This is a genomic window from Chryseobacterium sp. ZHDP1 (assembly GCF_018603435.1).
GTDB lineage: Bacteria > Bacteroidota > Bacteroidia > Flavobacteriales > Weeksellaceae > Chryseobacterium > Chryseobacterium indicum.
Map to the genome: position 1 here is coordinate 1 of NZ_CP075682.1, position 19,826 is coordinate 19,826.

At 35.4% G+C, this 19,826-nt stretch carries 16 protein-coding genes; 13 read left to right on the top strand and 3 right to left on the bottom strand.

What is annotated here, in order from left to right:
• The 4 genes from dnaA to KKI44_RS00020 all read left to right on the top strand — a co-directional run bounded on the left by dnaA (position 1) and on the right by KKI44_RS00020 (position 3,206).
• Positions 1-1,455: a chromosomal replication initiator protein DnaA gene (gene dnaA, locus KKI44_RS00005; protein ID WP_214589262.1), complete on the top strand. Its 1,455-nt coding sequence runs from the start codon at positions 1-3 to the stop codon at positions 1,453-1,455.
• A gap of 96 nt (positions 1,456-1,551) precedes the next feature.
• On the top strand, positions 1,552-1,995 hold the full coding sequence (locus tag KKI44_RS00010; protein ID WP_214589263.1) for a low molecular weight protein-tyrosine-phosphatase: 444 nt from the start codon (positions 1,552-1,554) through the stop codon (positions 1,993-1,995).
• A gap of 7 nt (positions 1,996-2,002) precedes the next feature.
• A complete protein-coding gene (locus KKI44_RS00015) occupies positions 2,003-2,503 on the top strand; it encodes a nuclear transport factor 2 family protein (protein WP_214589264.1) in 501 nt (166 codons plus the stop codon).
• Positions 2,504-2,507: 4 nt separating this feature from the next.
• On the top strand, positions 2,508-3,206 hold the full coding sequence (locus KKI44_RS00020) for an SAM-dependent methyltransferase (protein ID WP_214589265.1): 699 nt from the start codon (positions 2,508-2,510) through the stop codon (positions 3,204-3,206).
• A gap of 95 nt (positions 3,207-3,301) precedes the next feature.
• On the opposite strand, the gene KKI44_RS00025 is transcribed toward KKI44_RS00020, so the two are convergent.
• Complete coding sequence (locus KKI44_RS00025; RefSeq protein WP_317195184.1) at positions 3,302-3,406, bottom strand: GxxExxY protein; 105 nt, start codon at positions 3,404-3,406, stop codon at positions 3,302-3,304.
• Between the two features lie 214 nt (positions 3,407-3,620).
• Between KKI44_RS00025 and KKI44_RS00030 the strand changes: the two genes are divergently transcribed.
• Positions 3,621-4,688, top strand: a complete 1,068-nt coding sequence (locus KKI44_RS00030; RefSeq protein ID WP_214589266.1) for a DUF2891 domain-containing protein — start codon at positions 3,621-3,623, stop codon at positions 4,686-4,688.
• A gap of 103 nt (positions 4,689-4,791) precedes the next feature.
• On the opposite strand, the gene KKI44_RS00035 is transcribed toward KKI44_RS00030, so the two are convergent.
• On the bottom strand, positions 4,792-5,265 hold the full coding sequence (locus KKI44_RS00035; RefSeq protein ID WP_214589267.1) for a DUF962 domain-containing protein: 474 nt from the start codon (positions 5,263-5,265) through the stop codon (positions 4,792-4,794).
• A gap of 71 nt (positions 5,266-5,336) precedes the next feature.
• Between KKI44_RS00035 and KKI44_RS00040 the strand changes: the two genes are divergently transcribed.
• The 5 genes from KKI44_RS00040 to KKI44_RS00060 all read left to right on the top strand — a co-directional run bounded on the left by KKI44_RS00040 (position 5,337) and on the right by KKI44_RS00060 (position 11,726).
• On the top strand, positions 5,337-6,182 hold the full coding sequence (locus KKI44_RS00040) for a helix-turn-helix domain-containing protein (protein ID WP_076393421.1): 846 nt from the start codon (positions 5,337-5,339) through the stop codon (positions 6,180-6,182).
• Positions 6,183-6,271: 89 nt separating this feature from the next.
• Positions 6,272-7,582, top strand: a complete 1,311-nt coding sequence (locus KKI44_RS00045) for a TolC family protein (protein WP_214589268.1) — start codon at positions 6,272-6,274, stop codon at positions 7,580-7,582.
• Positions 7,583-7,604: 22 nt separating this feature from the next.
• Positions 7,605-8,720: an HlyD family secretion protein gene (locus KKI44_RS00050; RefSeq protein WP_214589269.1), complete on the top strand. Its 1,116-nt coding sequence runs from the start codon at positions 7,605-7,607 to the stop codon at positions 8,718-8,720.
• A 92-nt stretch (positions 8,721-8,812) separates the two neighbouring features.
• On the top strand, positions 8,813-10,405 hold the full coding sequence (locus tag KKI44_RS00055; RefSeq protein ID WP_214589270.1) for an MFS transporter: 1,593 nt from the start codon (positions 8,813-8,815) through the stop codon (positions 10,403-10,405).
• Between the two features lie 616 nt (positions 10,406-11,021).
• Positions 11,022-11,726, top strand: coding sequence for a class I SAM-dependent methyltransferase (locus tag KKI44_RS00060; RefSeq protein ID WP_214589271.1), 705 nt, complete (start codon positions 11,022-11,024; stop codon positions 11,724-11,726).
• A gap of 244 nt (positions 11,727-11,970) precedes the next feature.
• Here KKI44_RS00060 and metG read toward each other — a convergent pair whose 3' ends face one another.
• On the bottom strand, positions 11,971-14,007 hold the full coding sequence (gene metG, locus KKI44_RS00065) for a methionine--tRNA ligase (RefSeq protein ID WP_214589272.1): 2,037 nt from the start codon (positions 14,005-14,007) through the stop codon (positions 11,971-11,973).
• A gap of 333 nt (positions 14,008-14,340) precedes the next feature.
• On the opposite strand from metG, the gene KKI44_RS00070 reads away from it, so the two are divergent.
• Genes KKI44_RS00070 through KKI44_RS00080 form a run of 3 tightly spaced genes read left to right on the top strand, consistent with a single transcriptional unit; the run spans position 14,341 to position 19,754 of the window.
• Positions 14,341-17,076, top strand: a complete 2,736-nt coding sequence (locus tag KKI44_RS00070) for a SusC/RagA family TonB-linked outer membrane protein (protein WP_214589273.1) — start codon at positions 14,341-14,343, stop codon at positions 17,074-17,076.
• An 11-nt stretch (positions 17,077-17,087) separates the two neighbouring features.
• Complete coding sequence (locus KKI44_RS00075; protein WP_214589274.1) at positions 17,088-18,719, top strand: RagB/SusD family nutrient uptake outer membrane protein; 1,632 nt, start codon at positions 17,088-17,090, stop codon at positions 18,717-18,719.
• 18 nt (positions 18,720-18,737) lie between these two features.
• Entirely contained in the window at positions 18,738-19,754 is a 1,017-nt protein-coding gene (locus KKI44_RS00080; RefSeq protein ID WP_214589275.1) for a SusE domain-containing protein, read from the top strand.
• Positions 19,755-19,826 lie beyond the last annotated feature (72 nt).

A 19,826-nucleotide genomic window follows, 5' to 3' on the forward strand; every position in this document is an offset into this window, starting at 1 on the left:
ATGGATGAAAATTTAATGATGATATGGCAGAAGTGCCTTCAGTTCATGCGCGATAATCTCAACGCAGCTGAAGATAATTCTGATCTTAAAAAACTTGAAAAATCTTTCGATTTGCTATTCGATAAGGTTCAGCCAATTTCATTGGTTGAGAATAATCTTACGCTTATGGTTCCGAGTGATTTTTACAAGGAATATATTGAGGACAATTACCTGTCCCTGCTTTCTGCTGCCCTGAAAAAAAATATAGGAAAAGGAGTGAAATTATGGTATTCTGTAATGGAAAACAAACCTGCCGGTTTGGAAAGACCGGTTACCATGAATATAAAAGGTAAATCTGTACCGACTCCGAAAGTGCAGGAAACGATGCCTCAGGGCTTTTCTGCCAATATCGTGAATCCGTTTGTGGTTCCGGGAATCAGGAAGGTAAATATTGATTCCAACTTAAAATCAGACTTCTCTTTCGATAATTATGTAGAAGGAGAGAGCAACAAATTTGCAGCAACAGTTGCAAGATCTATCGCTAAAAGACCGGGAGCAACAGCTTTTAACCCATTATTTTTATACGGAGGATACGGTGTTGGTAAAACACACTTAGGACAGGCTGTAGGACTGGAAGTTAAAAATCAGTTTCCTGATAAAGTCGTTTTATATCTGTCTTCCGAAAAATTCATTCAGCAGTTTATTTCGGCGGCAAAAGCACATAAACAGACCGAGTTTGCGAATTTCTACCAGATGGTTGATGTTTTAATCATCGATGATATTCAGTTCCTTTCCGGAAAATCTGCAACACAGGACAGCTTCTTCCATATTTTCGATCATTTGCATCAGAACGGAAAGCAGATCATCCTTACTTCAGATAAAGCTCCTGCAGATATTCTGGATATTCAGGACAGGATTGTTTCCCGATTCAAATGGGGACTTTCTGCAGAGATCAAATCTCCGGATATTTCAACAAGAAAACAGATCATCATTGATAAATTAAGCAGAGACGGCATCGTTCTTCCGGATGATATGCTTGATTTCCTTGCTGCGGAAGCAAAAACAAACGTAAGAGAGCTTATCGGAATCATCAATTCGGTTATTGCATACTCTACCATTTATAAGCAGGATCTTAGCTTAACTTTACTGAAGGATACCATTAATAAAATTGCATCCAACCAGAAAAAAGTCATCAATATTCCTTATATTCAGGAAGTGGTTTGCGATTATTTCGGAATCAAAAAAGAGCAGCTTTTATCCAAAACTAGAAAAAGAGAAATTGCGCTTCCAAGACAATTGGCGATGTATTTTTCTAAAGAGTTGACCAATGCTACCTTTACCAAAATCGGGGAAGAAATGGGCGGAAAAGACCACTCTACAGTAATGTACGCTTGTGATACCATTAAAGATGTTTCCAAGATCGACAAAGAGGTTAAAAAGTATGTGAAGGAATTGGGAGAAAGAATTAAACAGTAAGAAATAATTCAATTTAAATAAAGAAAATGGAGAATAATTTTATTCTTCATTTTTTATTTAGTTTTGTTACCTGAAACATTAAAACCTGAAACTGAGATGAAAATATTAATGGTCTGTCTGGGAAACATTTGCAGAAGTCCTTTAGCAGAAGGGATCATGAAAGCAAAAGCTCCTGAAAATTTTGTAATAGATTCTGCCGGAACCATTTCCATGCACGAAGGAAATCATCCCGACAAAAGAGCCATTAAAACCGCTTCAAACCACGGAATTGATATCTCGAAACAGAAATCCAGACCTATAACACACTCGGATTTTGAAACATTTGATAAAATCTACTGCATGGATGTTGACGTTTTGGCTGATGTTATTTCCAAAGCTAAAAATGAAGAACAGCGAAAGAAAGTGTCTTTATTTCTTGAAGTTTTAGGCGATCATGAAAATGCTGAAGTTCCCGATCCGTATTGGGGAGATCTGAATGAATTTGAAGAGGTCTATCAGCTTTTAGATCGTGGTTGTGATGCTATGCTAAATAAAATTTAAAATAAAGATGAAAAAATTTTTAATTCTTTTTCTTATTTGCGGCAGCTTTGCTTTCGCTCAGACAAAAGATGAAATCGCCATCCGTACCATAATGGATGATTTTATGAACTGCATTAAAACCAGAGATGAGGCAAAATTTGTCTCGCTTTTTCAGGATCCGGTTCTCTGGACTGGAGTGTATACAGATCGTACTTACAAAAAAGTTGTGACAGAATATCCCGACGAAAAAATCTATTTTACAGATAATTACAAAGCCTTCATTAAAAGTTTTAAAGACGATAAATCGGAAGAAAAATTCTACAACGTAAAAATTATTCAGGACGGATCGATTGCTTCCGCTAATTTCGATTACAGTTTTTGGCATGACGGTAAAATGCTGAACTGGGGTAAAGAAATCTGGACTTTAATGAAAACCGACGGAAAATGGAAAATTACTTCCGTGTCTTTTTCCATGGATCTTACAAAATATTACCCACAACCTTCTTTAAAAGAAAGAACAAAAAAATAAAATCATGCTTTTTTTACTTCCTGCTTATCTTTCAGAAAATACCTCTATCACCCATTTTTCGCCGGTGATTAAAGAGTATATTATGCAGACCGATTACTTCTTCGTAGAAAATGAAAAAACAGCCAGAAAAGTGGTTAAGTTTTTCGCTCCCGAAAAAAAACAGTCGGAGCTGAAACTTTTTTTGCTGGATAAATACACAGAAAACGCAGATATTAAAGAAGCGCAGCAACTGATGTTAAAAGGTCAGGATTTCGGATTACTTTCTGAAGCGGGACTTCCATGCATTGCAGATCCTGGAAACCTTATGGTGAAATGGTGTCATGAGAAAAACATCCGTGTTATCCCGATTTCAGGACCTTCATCCATTATTCTGGCATTGATTTCCAGTGGCTTTAACGGACAGGAATTCACCTTCAACGGCTATCTTCCGATTGATAAAAGTGAAAAGAAAAAGCAGATTCTTCAGCTCGAAAGCCTGGTTCAGAAGACAGGATATTCGCAGATTTTTATGGAAACGCCTTACAGAAATAACGCACTTTTTGAAGATCTGACGAAATTTTTATCGCCAAACACAAAATTGTGCATCGCCGCCAATATCAACGATCCGGAGCATGAATTCATCAGAACAAAAACCATTAAAGAATGGCAGAAGCAAAAACCGGAACTCCATAAAATTCCGGCGGTGTTTGTTTTGGGAAAATAGAGAAGATTTATAATCTCGCGCAGATTTTACTGATCATGCAGATTTTTTAGTATAAACTTAATCTGCTTAATTTGCAAAATCTGCGGGAGTGATAATTATAACTTATTGACGACTCTTTTAATTCCATCTAAAATATTCGTAGTATTAAAATTAATCAATAATCCGAGTCTTTTATCTGAAATTTTCAAATAAGTCTGCAATTGCTTGTAATGAATTTCTTCAAGATTTTTTACAGATTTTAAGTTTAAAAGCGGTAAGTATTTGTAAACTTTGCGTTAAAATTTAGCACTAGAATTATTAAGGATAAGTAAAAAGCTTTTAATAAATATTCAAAACAGATGAAGATAATTTATGAATTTATATTTTTAGCCTGATCACAAATGAAAGATTGAATTTATTTTATATTTTTAATGAATGAAAAAGAGTCTTTTAGCCATCATTTTTTTACCATTTCTGATGTTTGGTCAGGAAATTCCGAAACTTACCGATGAAATGGCAGTGAGATTATCTGAAAAGCCGCTTCATTGTGTCAATCAGGAATATCCGAATAAAACAGCCCATATTATCAATAACGAAAAAGAAGTTACTTTAAGTCCTAAAGATCTTCATCCCAGTTTTTATGGCTGTTTCGATTGGCACAGCTCTGTTCACGGACATTGGATGCTGCTTCGGCTGCTGAAAACAAAACCCGGTCTTTCGGTGGCAAAAGACATTGAAAACATTCTCGACAATTCATTTAAAAAAGAAAATCTACAGACAGAAGCCGATTATTTCACCAAATATCAGCTAACCGGAACATTCGAAAGAACGTACGGATGGGCTTGGTTATTGAAATTAGACGAAGAACTGGCAACATGGAATCATCCCAAAGCAAAAATATGGCATGAGAATCTGAAACCTCTTACCGATAAAATTTTAGCTTCGTGGAAGACTTTTTTACCTAAACAAACTTATCCTAACAGAACGGGAGTTCATCCCAATACGGCTTTTGCAATGGTTTTTGCACTCGATTGGGCAAGAGCGACCGGAGATAAAGATTTTGAAAATCAGCTCATTGAAAAGGCAAAATATTTTTATCTGAACAATACGAAAACACCCGCTTATCTTGAACCGGACGGATCGGATTTCTTTTCGCCAAGTCTCGAAATTGCAGATCTGATGCGACGCGTTTTACCCCAAAAAGAATTTGTCGTGTGGTTAAATAATTTCTATGAAAAACGAAGTCTGGAAAATATTGAAAAAATTCCGGTGGTGAGTGATCTTTCAGATTATCAGACTGTTCATTTGGTCGGTTTATCTTTTTCGAAGGCGTGGTGCATGAAAGGAATCGCTAAATCGCTTCCTGTAAATCATTCTTTGAAACAGAAATTTGAGAAAACAGCCAATGTATTTTTAAACAACGGATTGCCATTGCTTTTTCAGGGAAATTATGGGGGAGATCATTGGCTCGCAAGTTTTGCCGTTTATGCTCTTGAAGATTAATCAGGTTAGAAGTTTGATGCCGGAAGAGGGAAGTTGTATAGCCTGAAAATCAACTTCCATCTTCAATCATCAATCATCAATCATCATTTACCAATCATTAAGATTAATATCTGATTCCCAGTTTTTTAAGAATAAAACTCAACAGCCAAATCGGTCCTACCAAAAGAAACTGTAAATCTTTCAGGAAAGAAGGTTTTTTGCCTTCAATCTTGTGTCCTACAAACTGAAAAATCCATGTTATTATAAAAACAGCGAGATAAACCATCCATGATTTTTCTTCAAAACGGATATTGATTCCGTAAGCGAAACTTTCCATTAAAATCATCACGAAAAACATAATCAGACCGATTAAAAAAGAAAGTCTGGTATAAAAAACAGTTACCAGAGCAATGGCTGCAAAACTTACATAGCTGATTTCGCCAATATATCTGAAGCCAATTGATTTTGAAGGAATGAAAGAAATAAATCCTAAAATCGTCCAGAAAATTAAAGGAACACAGATCCAGTGGATCAGCTTATTGGTCGAGTTTCTGTGGCTTTCGGCGTATTCTGCAAATAGCAAATCGATTTTTCTCATATCTCTAATTTGGAAAACACTAAAATAATAAATTTTTGTGACCGCTCAAGAGATTGCTTTATATTTGTACTATGTCTGTCTTAGAAAAATTCGGAGTTGAAATTTTTACGCAACATAATATTTTCGAGAGAATTTCTGTCGATAAACCATTCCGTCCTGATAATCCTGCGTTTATCTTTGTGAAAACAGGAAGCATTAAGCTGAAACAGCACTTCCGCGATCTTGAGCTTTCTGCCAATATGTTTATGGTGACGGATCCTCAGACGGTGTACGAAATGATCTCCATCAGCGATGATTTTCAATCGAGAATGGTTTCGTACAAACGTGAATTTATTTCGGCTTTATCTTTGAAATTCAACAGATTAATTACGTACCGTTATTTCAGGCAGCAGATGAACATCGGTGTTCCTTTCGAACCGGATGAATTGGAAGTGGTCTGGAAAAGTGTTAATTTCCTCAAATACATTCTCGATTCTGAGACAGAAATGACCTACAAGAAAGAAATTGTTGAACATCTTTTTTCCGTTTTCTGTTATCAGATGGCGGGAATTATTTCCAAGGAAGACAGCAATTCCATGAGTCAGATGTCCAGACAGGAAGAAATTGTTTTTATTTTCCTGAACGATCTTGCGCAACACCACACCCATGAGCGAAGCGTAGAGTTCTATGCGCAGCGCCAGTCGATTACAACCAGACATCTTTCGGCGGTGGTGAAAGACATCACGGGAAAGTCGGCAAGCCAGATTATTTCACTGATTGTGATGAACGAAGCAAAAGTGCTGCTGAACTCATCAAATAAGCCTGTTTCGGAGATTTCCGGTATTCTCGGATTTAGCGATCCTTATTCTTTTTCGCACTTTTTTAAAAAGCATTTGGGCGAAAGTCCTTCCCAGTACAGAAATCAGTTCGAAAACTAAAATCTTACATCTGAACATCTTTTTCCAATTCTTAAACATTTGTTTGAGTTTGTTGCTGCCGTACCTTTGTATCCGTAAAACAAGGTAAAATGGTTAAGAACATAAAAACAGCGCTATCACTCGTGATAGCCTTATTTCCTGCGCTTTTTTTTTCGCAGGAAATAAAACAGCTCACCGCAGACGAAGTTGCCGAACTCGCGGTGCAGAATCATCAGCAACTGAAAGTTTCGGTACAGAATATCAACATTGCCAGACAGAATACGGAAGTGGTAAAACTACAGAAACTGCCGAACATTACGGCTTCTACCAGTCAGTTCTACTTAGGCGATGCCGTTGCTATCGATAAAGATTTCTCAAATTCCACAAATGTTCCGATGCCACACTATGGAAGTTCGTATGCGGTTCAGGCAACCCAGCTTATTTTTAAAGGTGGATTGGTGAACAAGTCTATTGAAATGGCGGGACTTCGTGAGCAACTTTCTAAACTGGATCTGGAAAAGAACAAACAGGACGTAAAACTTCTGGTCATTTCAAATTATCTGGATATTTATAAAATTTTAAATCAGGAAGCTGTTTTTCAGAACAATAAAAAACTGGCTCAGGAAAGACTGAAAAACATTCAGAAATTTTATCAGCAGGGAATGGTGACGAGAAACGAGGTCATTCGAGGTGAACTGGCAATCAAAAATTTAGATCAGGGTGTTTTAACGTTAAAAAACAATAAAAAAATTCTGAATTACAATTTAAGTATTGCTTTAGGATTACCCACTGATACGGAAATTGTTCCTGTAGAAAGTTTGCAGAACAAAGAATCGGGAATTGGTATCGAATATTATGTAAATCTTGCTCATGACAGCAATCCTTTGCTGAAATCTGCGAAAACAAACATTGATGTTGCCGATAAAAATATTGAAATTATTAAAACCGACAGAATGCCTACGATTTCAGGTTTCGGAGGATATTCTCTGCAAAGACCGATTACTACAAGAAATCCTGTTCTGGATATGTATTCCGGTGGTTGGCAAACGGGGATTTCATTAAGTTACAATATTGATAATCTTTTTAAAACCAAAGAAAAAGCGAAGCTGGGAGAACTGCAGAAAACGCAGGCAAATGATGCGATGACTTTAACGCAGCAGAATATTGATATGGCTGTAAATGCGGCATATACCAAATATCAGGAATCTATTCAGCAGGCGGAAATTTTAAATGATGCTAAAAAATTAGCGGAAGAAAACTATAAAATTACGGAAGCTAAATATCTGAATCAGTTGGCGGTACAGGCAGAAATGATCGACGCGCAGAATCAAAAATTACAGTCGGAGCTTGATTATGCAAATGGAGAAATCAATGTGCTGTATCAGTATTACAATCTTTTAAAATCTACCGGAACACTTTAATATTTAAAATTTGAAAATCAAAATGGAAAACAAGGAACAAAATACACAAAATACAACTCAGGCTCCTGCCAATTCAGGAGCTGCAGCCAATAAGAAAGAACGAAAGAAAAACAGAATCAAAGCTATCATTTCCAATATCTTGGTTTTTGCCGTGATTGGTTTCGGATTGTACTGGCTGATTGCGCAATATTTTCACATCGGTGATAAAACATACACGGAAGCGGCTCAGGTTGAGGAATTTATCAATCCTATCAACACAAGAGTTTCAGCTTATATCAAAGAAATAAAATTCATTGAGCATCAAAAGGTTAAAAAAGGAGATACACTTGTTGTATTGGATGACCGCGAAATTTTAACCCAGATCGGACAGGCGGAAGCAGCGTATCAGAATGCTTTGGCGCAAAGAGCGGCAACAAGTTCATCGGTGAATACGGTTTCCAATAACGTGAATGTGATGGAATCTAATATTGCGGGAGCAAAAGCAAGACTCTGGAATGCGGAGCAGAATTTAAACCGTTACAAAAACCTTCTGGCTTCCGAGGCGGTGACGAGACAGCAGTACGATCAGGTAAAAACGGAGTACGATGCACAAAAAGCGGCGTATCAGACTTTAATCAACCAGAAACAGTCGGCAAATCTTTCAACTGTAGAAGTGAAAAGCAAATTCGGGATCATTGATGCAGAAATTAAACGAGCAAAATCCGCATTAGATATGGCGAAAATTAATCTTTCGTACACGGTAATTACTGCACCTTATGACGGAGTGATGGGGAGAAGAACGATTTCTGAAGGACAGTTGATTCAGCCGGGACAACAGGTGGCAACGATTGTTTTGAACGGTCAGAAATGGGTGACTGCCAATTTTCTGGAAAGTCAGATGCCGAATGTAAAGACAGGAGAAAAAATGATGATGACAGCCGATGCATTGGGCGGACAACAATTTGAAGGAGTAGTTACAGCAATTTCTGCGGCTACAGGTTCAAGATATTCTAATATTCCAACGGATAATTCTACCGGAAATTTCATTAAAGTTCAGCAGAGAATTCCTGTAAGAATTGAGTTTACGCCTTCCAATAAAAAAGAAGACATCGAAAAGCTGAGTGCAGGAATGAATATGAATATTGTGATTAAAAAATAAGGAGGGTAGAAAGAAGGATGAGGAAAACCGAGGTTAATGTATTTTAAATCATACATCTTCAGACTTTCAGCCTTCAAATCAAATTTTAAAATATGTACAACAAAGGATTATACCGAGATTGGGTACCGAAACCTGTTCAGCTTTTACTGATCGTGCTTTTACTGGCGATCGTAATGCCTTTGGGCGGCGTTTACACAGGAAACATCAGTTATATGGTGGGCGGAACCGGTGCGCTTTCGGAAAATTATATTTTTGCGAATTATGCTTCCACGATCGGAATGGGAGCGGCAATGCCGATTGTTCTGAGACTAAAAATGCGGTTTAAGATCAGGGATAAAATTACGGTTGTTCTGGTTCTTTTGGGAATTTTAAATTACATTAATGCAACCACACTTCAGCCTTCTGTAATCATCGGAAGTTCTCTTCTGATCGGTTTCTTTAAAATGATTGTTGCGATCGAATTATTTTTACCTGTTATGGCAATGATCGGGAACCGTGGTGTTTTTTACGGTGTTTTTTATTCATTTATCCTGATTATGAACCAGATTGTGGGATATTATGCCGTAGAAGTTTCGGTTTTGTATAACTGGCAGCAATTTTTCGTCCTTATTTCGATTTTGTGTTTCGGACTGGCTGTTTTGCAGTGGATTTTTATGCACGATCAGTATTTTGCGCTGAAAGTTCCGCTTCATTATATTGACTGGCTGAGTATTGTGCTTTTTGTGGCAACGTTTATGTTTTCGGCGTATGTTTTTGCTTTCGGAAAACAGCAGGATTGGCTGAATTCTAAAAATATCATCAATGCAGGGATTGGTGCTTTTGTAAGTTTTGCGCTTCTGGTGACCAGACAGACGCATCTGAAAAGACCTTATTTATCATTCAAGGCTTTTTCAAAAAGCAATGTTCTTCACGGATTGTTTATGCTTCTTTGTCTGGGAATGTTTATGGCAACGGCAACATTACAGAATATTTTTGCCGTCGGAGTTTTGGGATACGACCAAATAACGAATGCGAAACTTAATCTTCTGATGATTCCCGGAATTGTAGCTGCCGGAATTGTGGCGATTATCTGGTTTAAAAGGGACAAACCTGTGAAAATGTATATTTTTTCCGGATTTGCAGCGATGTTGGGATATTCGGTTATTATGTATTTCTCTATGGTTTTGGAGTTTAATTATGACAACTGGTATCTTCCTTTATTCCTGAAAGGTTTTGGGATGACGGTGCTTTTTATTTCCGTTTGGTATTACACGCTGGATAAGCTTGAACTTGATGATATGATGGCTGCCATCGGACTGGCTTTGGTCTGGAGAACTTTTCTTACGATCGGTTTCTTTTCGGCGGTATTTTCATGGTTTCAGTACCGTTTTCAGGTGGAAAGTTTAGGGAATCTGGCGGTTTATATGGATGGATTAACGGTGAGTTCACAAAGTGTGGCTGCCAATCTGAAAGGTATTCAGCTCAATGCGATTATTGCTGCCAATAAAAAGATTTTCGGGTATATCGTTATTGCCGGTTTCGGAATTTTAGGATATATTCTTACGCATCATTTTGGAAGAGAGCGTTTTGTATCGACAAGATTTATAAAAGTGTTAAGCGGAAAATCTGTAATTGCCAGAAGAAGACTTTTGGAAAGAAAAAGATTATCCGAAGAAATAAAAGACGCAGCAGGTCCTGCGATGTAAAGAACCTTGTTTTTCATTTACTGAGTCAAAGCTCCATTTTAATTGTAAAGTGGGGCTTTGCGTTTTGAGAATGAAACTTGTTTAAACTAATTTCAGAATTAACCGCAAAAGGGACAAAAGATAATGTTAAAGAGAATTTCCAGAATAATCAAAGTGCTCAAAAGAATAAAAATCAAAGATTTTTAAAAACTATTGTGACCTTTTTCATCAACTTGAAATAAAAAATTTAGTAGATCTTTTGCACCTTTTGCGGTTAAATAAAGTTTAAACAGACTTATGGTTTAAAAATTTAAAGTCAAAAATTTCGAATGTTAATTTTAGAATTAAAACTTGTGATAAACTAATTTCAGAATTAACCACAAAAGGGACAAAAGATAATGTTAAAGCGAATTTCCAGAATAATCAAAGTGCTCAAAAAAATAAAAATCAAAGATTTTTAAAAACTATTGTGACCCTTTTCATTTATAATGATCAACTTTAAATAAAAAATTTAGTAGATCTTTTGCACCTTTTGTGGTTAAATAAAGTTTAAACAGACTTATGGTTAAGTGCGTTTTTCACAACAGATGTTCATTTAAAAATTTCAAAAACTTATCTTTGTACCATATATCAAACTATGAAAGATTTAATGGGGAAAGCCATTTGGGATTTTTATCACAACGAAAATCCTGAAGATCTGCAGACCGAAACTTCTATTTCCGAACTGGATGAACTTCCTGTAAAATATCTGTTCCGCGATTTTGACGGAATGAATACAATTGAGCAAAAAGCTCTGCAACTTGCAAAAGGAAAAACGTTAGACATTGGAGCAGGAGCGGGTTCTCATGCTTTGTATCTTCAGAATGAAAAATATCTTGATGTTACCGCATTGGATATTTCTCCGAAATCCATTGAAGTCTGCCAGTTAAGAGGAATAAAGAAAGCAGTTGCTGAAAATATGCTTCATTTTTCCGGAGAAACATTTGATACGATTCTTTTGCTGATGAACGGAACAGGCATTTTCCAAAGTCTTCATGTGATTGATATTTATCTGAAAAAACTTTATTCGCTTTTGAATCCGAACGGTCAGATTTTAATCGACAGCACAGATATTCTGTATATGTTTGATGAAGATGAGGATGGCGGAGTTTATATTCCTGCGGAAGGATATTACGGCGAACTCGATTATATTGTTCATTATAAAGGAGAATCTGAAGATCCGATAAAATGGCTGTATCTGGATTTTAATACCTTAAAAAATGCAGCAGAGAATAATGGTTTTAAAATAGAAAAAGTGTTGCAGGAAGAGGATTCTTATCTGGCGAGGCTGACTAAGAAATAATTAGTTTTTGTCATTTCGAGAAGCAAAGCGACGAAGCAATCTCAAACTTAAAAAATAACATTCAGACTTAACTTTTCTTAAATCCTTAACAGAATCTTAATGGTTAAAATTTGAAACATTAAGATTTATTTATATTGTTAAGATTAATAAAAGATTGCTTCGTCGCTTTGCTCCTCGCAATGACAAATAAAAAATCCACATGATTTTTAGTTCACGTGGATTTATTTTTTATCTCAATATCGGATTATCCGATCTCAATACCGTTTTCAACATTGCTGTCATCCGGCGTTACGAAAGATAATTTTCCGTCCGGTTTTGTAGTTAAAAGCAACATTCCCTGAGATTCAATTCCTCTGATTTTTCTTGGGGCAAGATTCAATAAAATCATAACCTGCTTTCCAACAACTTCTTCCGGGGTAAAGCTTTCTGCAATCCCTGAAACAACGGTTCTTACGTCCACTCCTGTATCAACAGTTAGTTTCAGTAGTTTATCTGCTTTCTCAACTTTTTCAGCTTCTAAAATAGTGGCTGTTCTTAAGTCGATTTTCATAAAATCATCAAAAGTGATTTCTTCTTTCATAGGTTTTGCGTTAGGATTTGTTTTTTTATTGTTTTGCTTGGTGTCTTCCAATTTCTGGATTTGAGCTTCGATAACATTATCTTCAATTTTTGAGAAAAGAAGAGATGCTTCGTTGATTTTATGACCTGTTTCAATTAAAACAGATTTAGTTTCAATAGTATTCCAATCAGATTTTTGAACATTAAACATATTCAACAATTTCTCAGAGCTGAAAGGCATAAACGGTTCACACAACTGTGCTAAAGCAACTGCAATCTGAGCTCCTACAAATAAAGAATGTGCCGCTTTTTCAGGGTTATCTTTTATTGTTTTCCATGGCTCTTCTGTCTGAAGATACTGGTTTCCGAAACGTGCCAAATTCATTAAAGCTGTTAAAGAATTTCTGAATTCATAGTTTTCTAAAAATCCTGAAATTTCTTTTGCTGATTTGTTAATTTCTTTTAGCTCAGGAGTGTTTACATCACCTTGAGGAACAACCCCATCATAATATTTATGAATTAACACAGCAACTCTGTTGATGAAATTTCCGAAAATTCCAACCAGTTCAGAATTATTTTTCGTCTGGAAATCCTTCCACGTAAAATTGTTATCTTTTGTTTCAGGAGCGGATGAAAGTAAGGCATATCTTAAAACATCCTGTTGTCCCGGGAAATCTTCCACATATTCGTGCGCCCAAACCGCCCAGTTTCTCGAGGTGGAAATTTTATCGTTCTCAAGATTTAAAAACTCAAAAGCAGGAACATTTTTAGGCATGATATAATCTCCGTGAGCCTTCATCATCGCAGGGAAAATAATACAGTGGAATACAATATTATCCTTTCCAATAAAGTGAACCAAATCACTTTCCTCGCTTTGCCAGTAATCTTTCCAGTTTTTTCCGTTTTTCTCCGCCCATTCTTTTGTGAAAGAGATATATCCGATTGGCGCATCGAACCAAACGTACAATACCTTTCCTTCCGCATTCGGAAGAGGAACCGGAACACCCCAGTTCAGGTCTCTGGTCATTGCACGAGGTTTTAACCCATCATTTAACCATGATTTCACCTGTCCGTAAACATTCGGTTTCCAGTCGTCTTTATGACCTTCAATAATCCATTCATTCAGGAAATCCTCATATTCATTTAATGGTAAGTACCAGTTTTTTGTGTCTTTCAGAATAGGAACGTTTCCGCTTAACATGGATTTCGGATTAATCAGTTCCGAGGGTGAAAGGGTAGTACCGCATTTTTCACACTGGTCTCCGTAAGCGTTTTCATTACCACAGTTAGGACAGGTTCCGACGATGTATCGGTCTGCTAAAAATTCTCCTGCCTGTTTGTCGAAATACTGCTCAGACATTTCTTCCGTAAACTTTCCTTTTTCGTAAAGAACCTTAAAGAAATCCTGACTAGTCTCGTAGTGTTTTGGAGAGGTTGTTCTGGAGTATTCGTCAAAAGAAATCCCCAAATCCGAAAAAGATTTTTTAATGATTTCGTGGTATTTGTCTACAATATCCTGTGGCGTTACCCCTTCTTTTTTTGCTCTTATGGTAATAGGAATTCCATGCTCATCGCTTCCGCAGATAAACGCTACATCTTTCCCTAATCTTCTCTGAAATCTCGCATATACATCAGCAGGAATATAGACACCTGCTAAATGTCCTATATGAACCGGTCCGTTTGCATAAGGCAAAGCTGCCGTAATCATCTTTCTGTTTGACATTTATAGTAAAGTTTTAAGCTACAAAGATAATGATTATCCGTGAAAATCGAATATTCTACGAATTTTGAAGACTAGTGAGTGTTTTCGAGGGTTGAAATATTACATTTAGTTAAACTAATGTTTAACTTTTTGTGAATTTAGGAACTATATTATGCGCTGCATATTTTAGTATAATATTTTGATATAAAGTGATTTAAGTTAAAAAGATCGTTTAATATACATAAATTTATGTTAATTTTAAATAAAATTATGATAATTATAATTTTTTTATAAATTGCAACACAAGCAGTGATGCTTATTTAACAAGAACGAAACTATATAAAAGAAATTATTGTGAAAAACTTTACAACGGTATTAAAAATTGCGCCTGCATTTTTATTAGCAAGTACAATGATTCATGCTCAAACAAAAGACTCTGCTACGAAAGAAAAAAAGATAGAAGAGGTTGTTTTGATTGGGTATGGAGCTAAAAAGAAAACAGATCTCACAGGATCTATTACAGCACTATCATCAGCTGATTTTAATAAAGGTGCTGTAGCAACTGCAGAAGGACTTATTAACGGACGTGCTTCCGGAGTTGTGATTACCCAGTCCGGAACACCGGGGAGTGAGCCTGTAATTAGAGTTAGGGGAGGCTCTTCCTTAAATGCCAGTAACGAGCCTTTACTTGTTGTTGATGGACTGCCTTTGGACGGTGTTTCTTTATCAACAATTAATCCAAATGATATAGAATCTTTTTCTATATTGAAAGATGCTGCATCTACAGCTATTTATGGATCCAGAGGATCTAATGGGGTTTTATTAATCACGACTAAAAAAGGAGGTAAAAAATTAAGAGTATCATTAAATGCTTTTACAACGGTTAATACTTTAGCTAAAAAAATTAAAGTATACAATGGTGATGAATTTAGATCTTTAATTAACCAGTATGTACCTGGAAAAGTTGCTCAATTAGGTGCAGCTAATACGGATTGGCAAGATGAAATTTTTAAAACTTCTGTGACTAATGATATTAATGCTTCAGTTTCAGGAAGTTTATTTGGTAAAGTTCCAACTCGTTTTTCAGTAGATCATTTAGACAATACAGGGTTATTAATTACTTCTGGTTTTAAAAGAACGACAGGTAATATTGCCATAAGTCCAAGCTTTTTTGATGATCATTTAAAATTTAATATTACAGGTACTTATTCTTATACTTTTAAGAATAATGCTGATGAAGGTGCTATCGGAAATGCACTTTCTATGAACCCGACACAATCTGTTTATGATAGTAGTTCTATCTACGGAGATGGTTATTATGAGAATAAAGGTGGAAATTTTAATGCTACGACAGGAACATACAATCCTAATGGAGTAGCTAATCCTGTGGCTCAGTTAAAAAACAAACATGATATTCAAAATTTTAAAAGATTTTTTGGAAATGTGAATATGGAATATAAATTCCATTTTTTGCCGGAATTGAGGTTAATTGCAAATGCAGGTTTAGATAGCAAAGAGCTCGATGGTCACGTTACCACAAATAAATATTCCAGAAATGGCTATTATTCTGTAAAAAATACATTTGCTTATTATGGATCTGAATCGTTTTCTGGAGAAAGCCTATTGAATAAAAATGCTAATGTACAGTTAGATTATGCGAAGACTTTTGGCAAATTTAATTTTGATATTATGGGGGGGTATGAATACCAAAATTATCATAAAACAAGTTTTGCAACAGGTAATGTTTTCTTATATTCATTAGATCCAGCCAATAATTTCTATAATCCTGATTCTAAACCTGATGTTAATTTGCAGGCTTTTTTTGGTAGATTAAATTTAGGATATGCAGGTAAGTATTTGATTACTTTAAACTATAGAAGGGATGGGTCTTCCCGTTTTAGTAAAGACAATAGATGGGGTAATTTCGGAGGTGTAGCTGCAGCTTGGAAAATTTCGGAAGAAAATTTTTTAAAAGGCAATTCTGCAATATCTGATCTAAAGTTAAGAGCAAGTATAGGAAAAACAGGTCAACAAGATATTGGAGATTATAGATTTGACTATTTTAAGACGTATAATATTTCTTCAACTTTATTTTATCAGTTTGGAAATACATTTTATCAGATTGCTAAAGCAAATGGATATAATGAAAATCTAAAATGGGAAGAGAGCTTCAAATATAATGTAGGATTAGATTTTGGATTCGCAAATAATAGAATAACAGGAACGTTAGACTTTTATTTAGCAGACACTAAAGATTTATTATCTATTGTTCCTGAGGGACCTTTAGAAAACTTAAGAATTATAGGCCCAAAAAATATTGGGAGATTACAGTCAAAAGGTATTGACTTAGGCTTGGACATTAAAGCTGTAAAAAAGGAAAATTTTACCTTAAACTTCAATTATAACTTAACCTATAATACTATAAAGATAAAAGAACTAGAACTTGATAATATAGATAAAGGAGGTGTTGGTTTAGGGGCTTTTATTCAAACATTCGCTACAGGATATTCTCCTTATGCATTTAATGTTTATCAACAGGTTTATGACAGTAATGGTAAGCCAATAGAAGGAGCTTATGTGGACAGAAATAATGATGGAGTAATAACTTCTGCAGATAAATATATTTATAAAAAGCCACAGGCCGATGTAACAATGGGCTTTATGACCAATGCTACTTTTGGAAAACATATTGACTTCTCAATGGCTTGGAGAGCAAGTATAGGAAACTATGTTTATGATAGAATTTCAGCAGACCGGGCTCAGTTGGGTAATATTAATAATACAGTAGATGGTACAATTAATAATGCTCCTGTCGACTTTAGTGATACAGGTTTTTCACAAACACGTAAAGAGTCTGACTATTACGTAAAAAATGGAAGCTTTGTAAAATTGGATAATGTAACGTTAGGTTACACATTTAATAAGCTATTAAAGAATAACGGATCGATTAGATTATACACAGGTATAAATAATGTGCTGATCATAACAAAGTACAAAAATTTAGATCCAGAGGTATTTAATAACGGAATTGATAATTCAATATATCCTAGAGCCAGAATGTTTACTTTTGGAATTAATGCTAACTTTTAAATGTAGGAAAAATGAAATTAAATATATTAAAATTAAGAAACTTAGCCATTGCCAGTGCATTTATTTTATCAATGACTTCTTGTCTCAATGATTTGGATGTTAAAGTAAATGATGATGAATTATATACTTCTGAGCAATTTTATGCGAATCCGGAGTCATATAAACAATTTTTAGCAAAAATTTATGCTGGTTTAGCGGTAACAGGACAAACTTCTCCTAACGGGAATTCAGATTTAGGAGCAGAAGCAGATGGAGGACCTAACGAGGGGTTTTCACAATACATCAGAGGATATTGGCAACTGCAGGAGCTAACGACTGATGAGGCAATTATTGCATGGGGAGAGTCTGATAATCCGGGGATTAGAGATCTGAACTTCAATACTTGGAATGCAGATAACAAATTTAACGAGGCTTTTTTTGCAAGAATATTTTTTCAAGTAGGTTTGGTAAATGAATTTTTAAGAGAAACGACAGATGAAAAGTTATCTTCTAGAGGTGTTTCAGCAGATTTAAAGGCCCAAATAAAAATTTTTCGTGCTGAGGCAAGATTCTTAAGAGCATTATCTTACTATCATGCAATAGATATTTATGGAAAAGTACCTTTTGCTACCGAAGACAATATCATTGGTTCTGGAGTGAAACCACCAATGCAATCAAGAGAGTATGTATTCAATTATATTATTGAAGAATTAAATAGTATAGATGCAGATTTAGTAGCTCCAAAAACAAACGAATATGGTAGAGCAGATAAAGCAGCTGCATGGATGTTAAAAGCCAAATTATATCAAAATGCTAAAGTTTATACAGGAGTTGATAAAAGTACTGAAGCTTTAACAGAAATTACAAAAGTTATTGGTTCACCTTATAAAATAGCAACTATACCTTATGCAAATTTATTCAAAGCGGATAATAATATTAACGGAGCACAGGATGAAGCTATTTTTCCTATTACTTTTGACGGAATTAAAACAAAAACTTATGGAGGCACAACATTTTTAATACACGCTAGCTGTAATAATGCAGTAGGAGCTACATTAGGAGTTGATGCCGGTTGGGCAGGTTTTAGAGCTAGGCAGGAATTTATTCAGTCTATTGGTACAGATGCTAGAGTTATGAAAGTACCTGGAAATACAGATCCTGCTTCGATTTCGGATTACTCTAAATTTGAAGAAGGAGTAAAATTAATTAAGTTTTCTAATAAAAAAGTAGGAGGTACGAATGGAAGTGACGGTACTTTTGCAGATGCGGATTTTGCTTTATTCAGAATGGGTGATGCATATTTAATGTACGCAGAACTAGCAATTGTTAACGGAAAAGGAAGCACCGCTACTGCTTTAAATTATATTAACGCCTTAAGAACAAGAGCCGGTGTTGCAAATATTACAATGTCTGATATTAATGCTCTTACTACTACAGATGCCAAAGAAGTATTTATTTTGAACGAGAGAGCTAAAGAATTATACTGGGAAGGCACAAGAAGGCAGGATTTAATAAGATTAAATCATTATGTTTCGGGCTACACTTGGCAATGGAAAGGAGGTATTCAAAATGGATCTTCGATAGCTTCTACTAAAACTCTATTTCCAATTCCTAATAAGTATTTGAATTTGAATTCCAACTTATCTCAAAATCCTGGGTACTAATTTTTAAAAGTTATAATAATGAAAAATATAATAAAATTTCTTTTCGCGACTATTGCTATTATGATGGTTTGGTCTTGCGAGAAAGATGAAGATCAGGCTGTTTTATCATTAAAATCTGAGCCTAATCTGAAGGCTAGTACAAATACTCTATCTTTAACTAGCGCAAATGCGAATAATAATGCGGTTACTTTCACAATAACCCCTGCAGAATATACTCCAGCAGTGGAAGTTACAAATGTGTTACAGTTCGCAGTAACTGGGACTAATTTTGCTTCGGTGAAAGAGGCAGGTTTAAGCAGTGGAGTATTATCCAAATCTTATACAGTAATAGAATTTAATGCTTTAATGTTAAATCTTGGATTGCCAACGGGTGTCGCTTCAAGTATAGATGTGAGATTAAAAACTACAGTGGGCAAAGGATCACCCGTATATTCACAGATACAAAAGATTTCAGTAACTCCTTATGCTCTTGTTTCTTATATGTACGCTCCTGGAGCTTATCAGGGATGGAATCCGCCAACAGCGCAAGCGTTGAAATCTGCAACGAGTAACGGAATCTATATTGGGTATATTAATTTCACATCACCAAACTCTGAATTTAAAATTACACCAATGAAAAACTGGGATCATAGTTATGGTACCAATAATAATGTAGATTTAATATATGATGGAGGTGGTAACCTGAAGGCAGCAAATGCGGGAAGTCAAAAATTAACTGTTAATACAAATACAAATAAATTTACTTTAAGTCCATATTCTTGGGCTGTTATTGGTTCTGCTACGCCAAATGGCTGGAACGACCCAGATACTGATTTGGTTTGGAATAGCACAACTGAAAAGTGGGAAGTTACTGTTGTTTTAACAGTCGGTGAAATTAAGTTTAGACTTAATAATGATTGGGGAACAAACTTTGGAGATGATGGAAATAACGGAACCTTAGACGCTGGTGGAGCCAACATTCCTATTAGCTTACCAGGAACGTATAAAATTACGTTTGATGAAGTGAATCTGGTTTATACCGCTGTGAAGTTATAATCTATTCTCTGACATTTATATAAAACTGTTGTGTTTTGGCAGCAGTTTTTTTATTTTTAAAGCTTATATAAT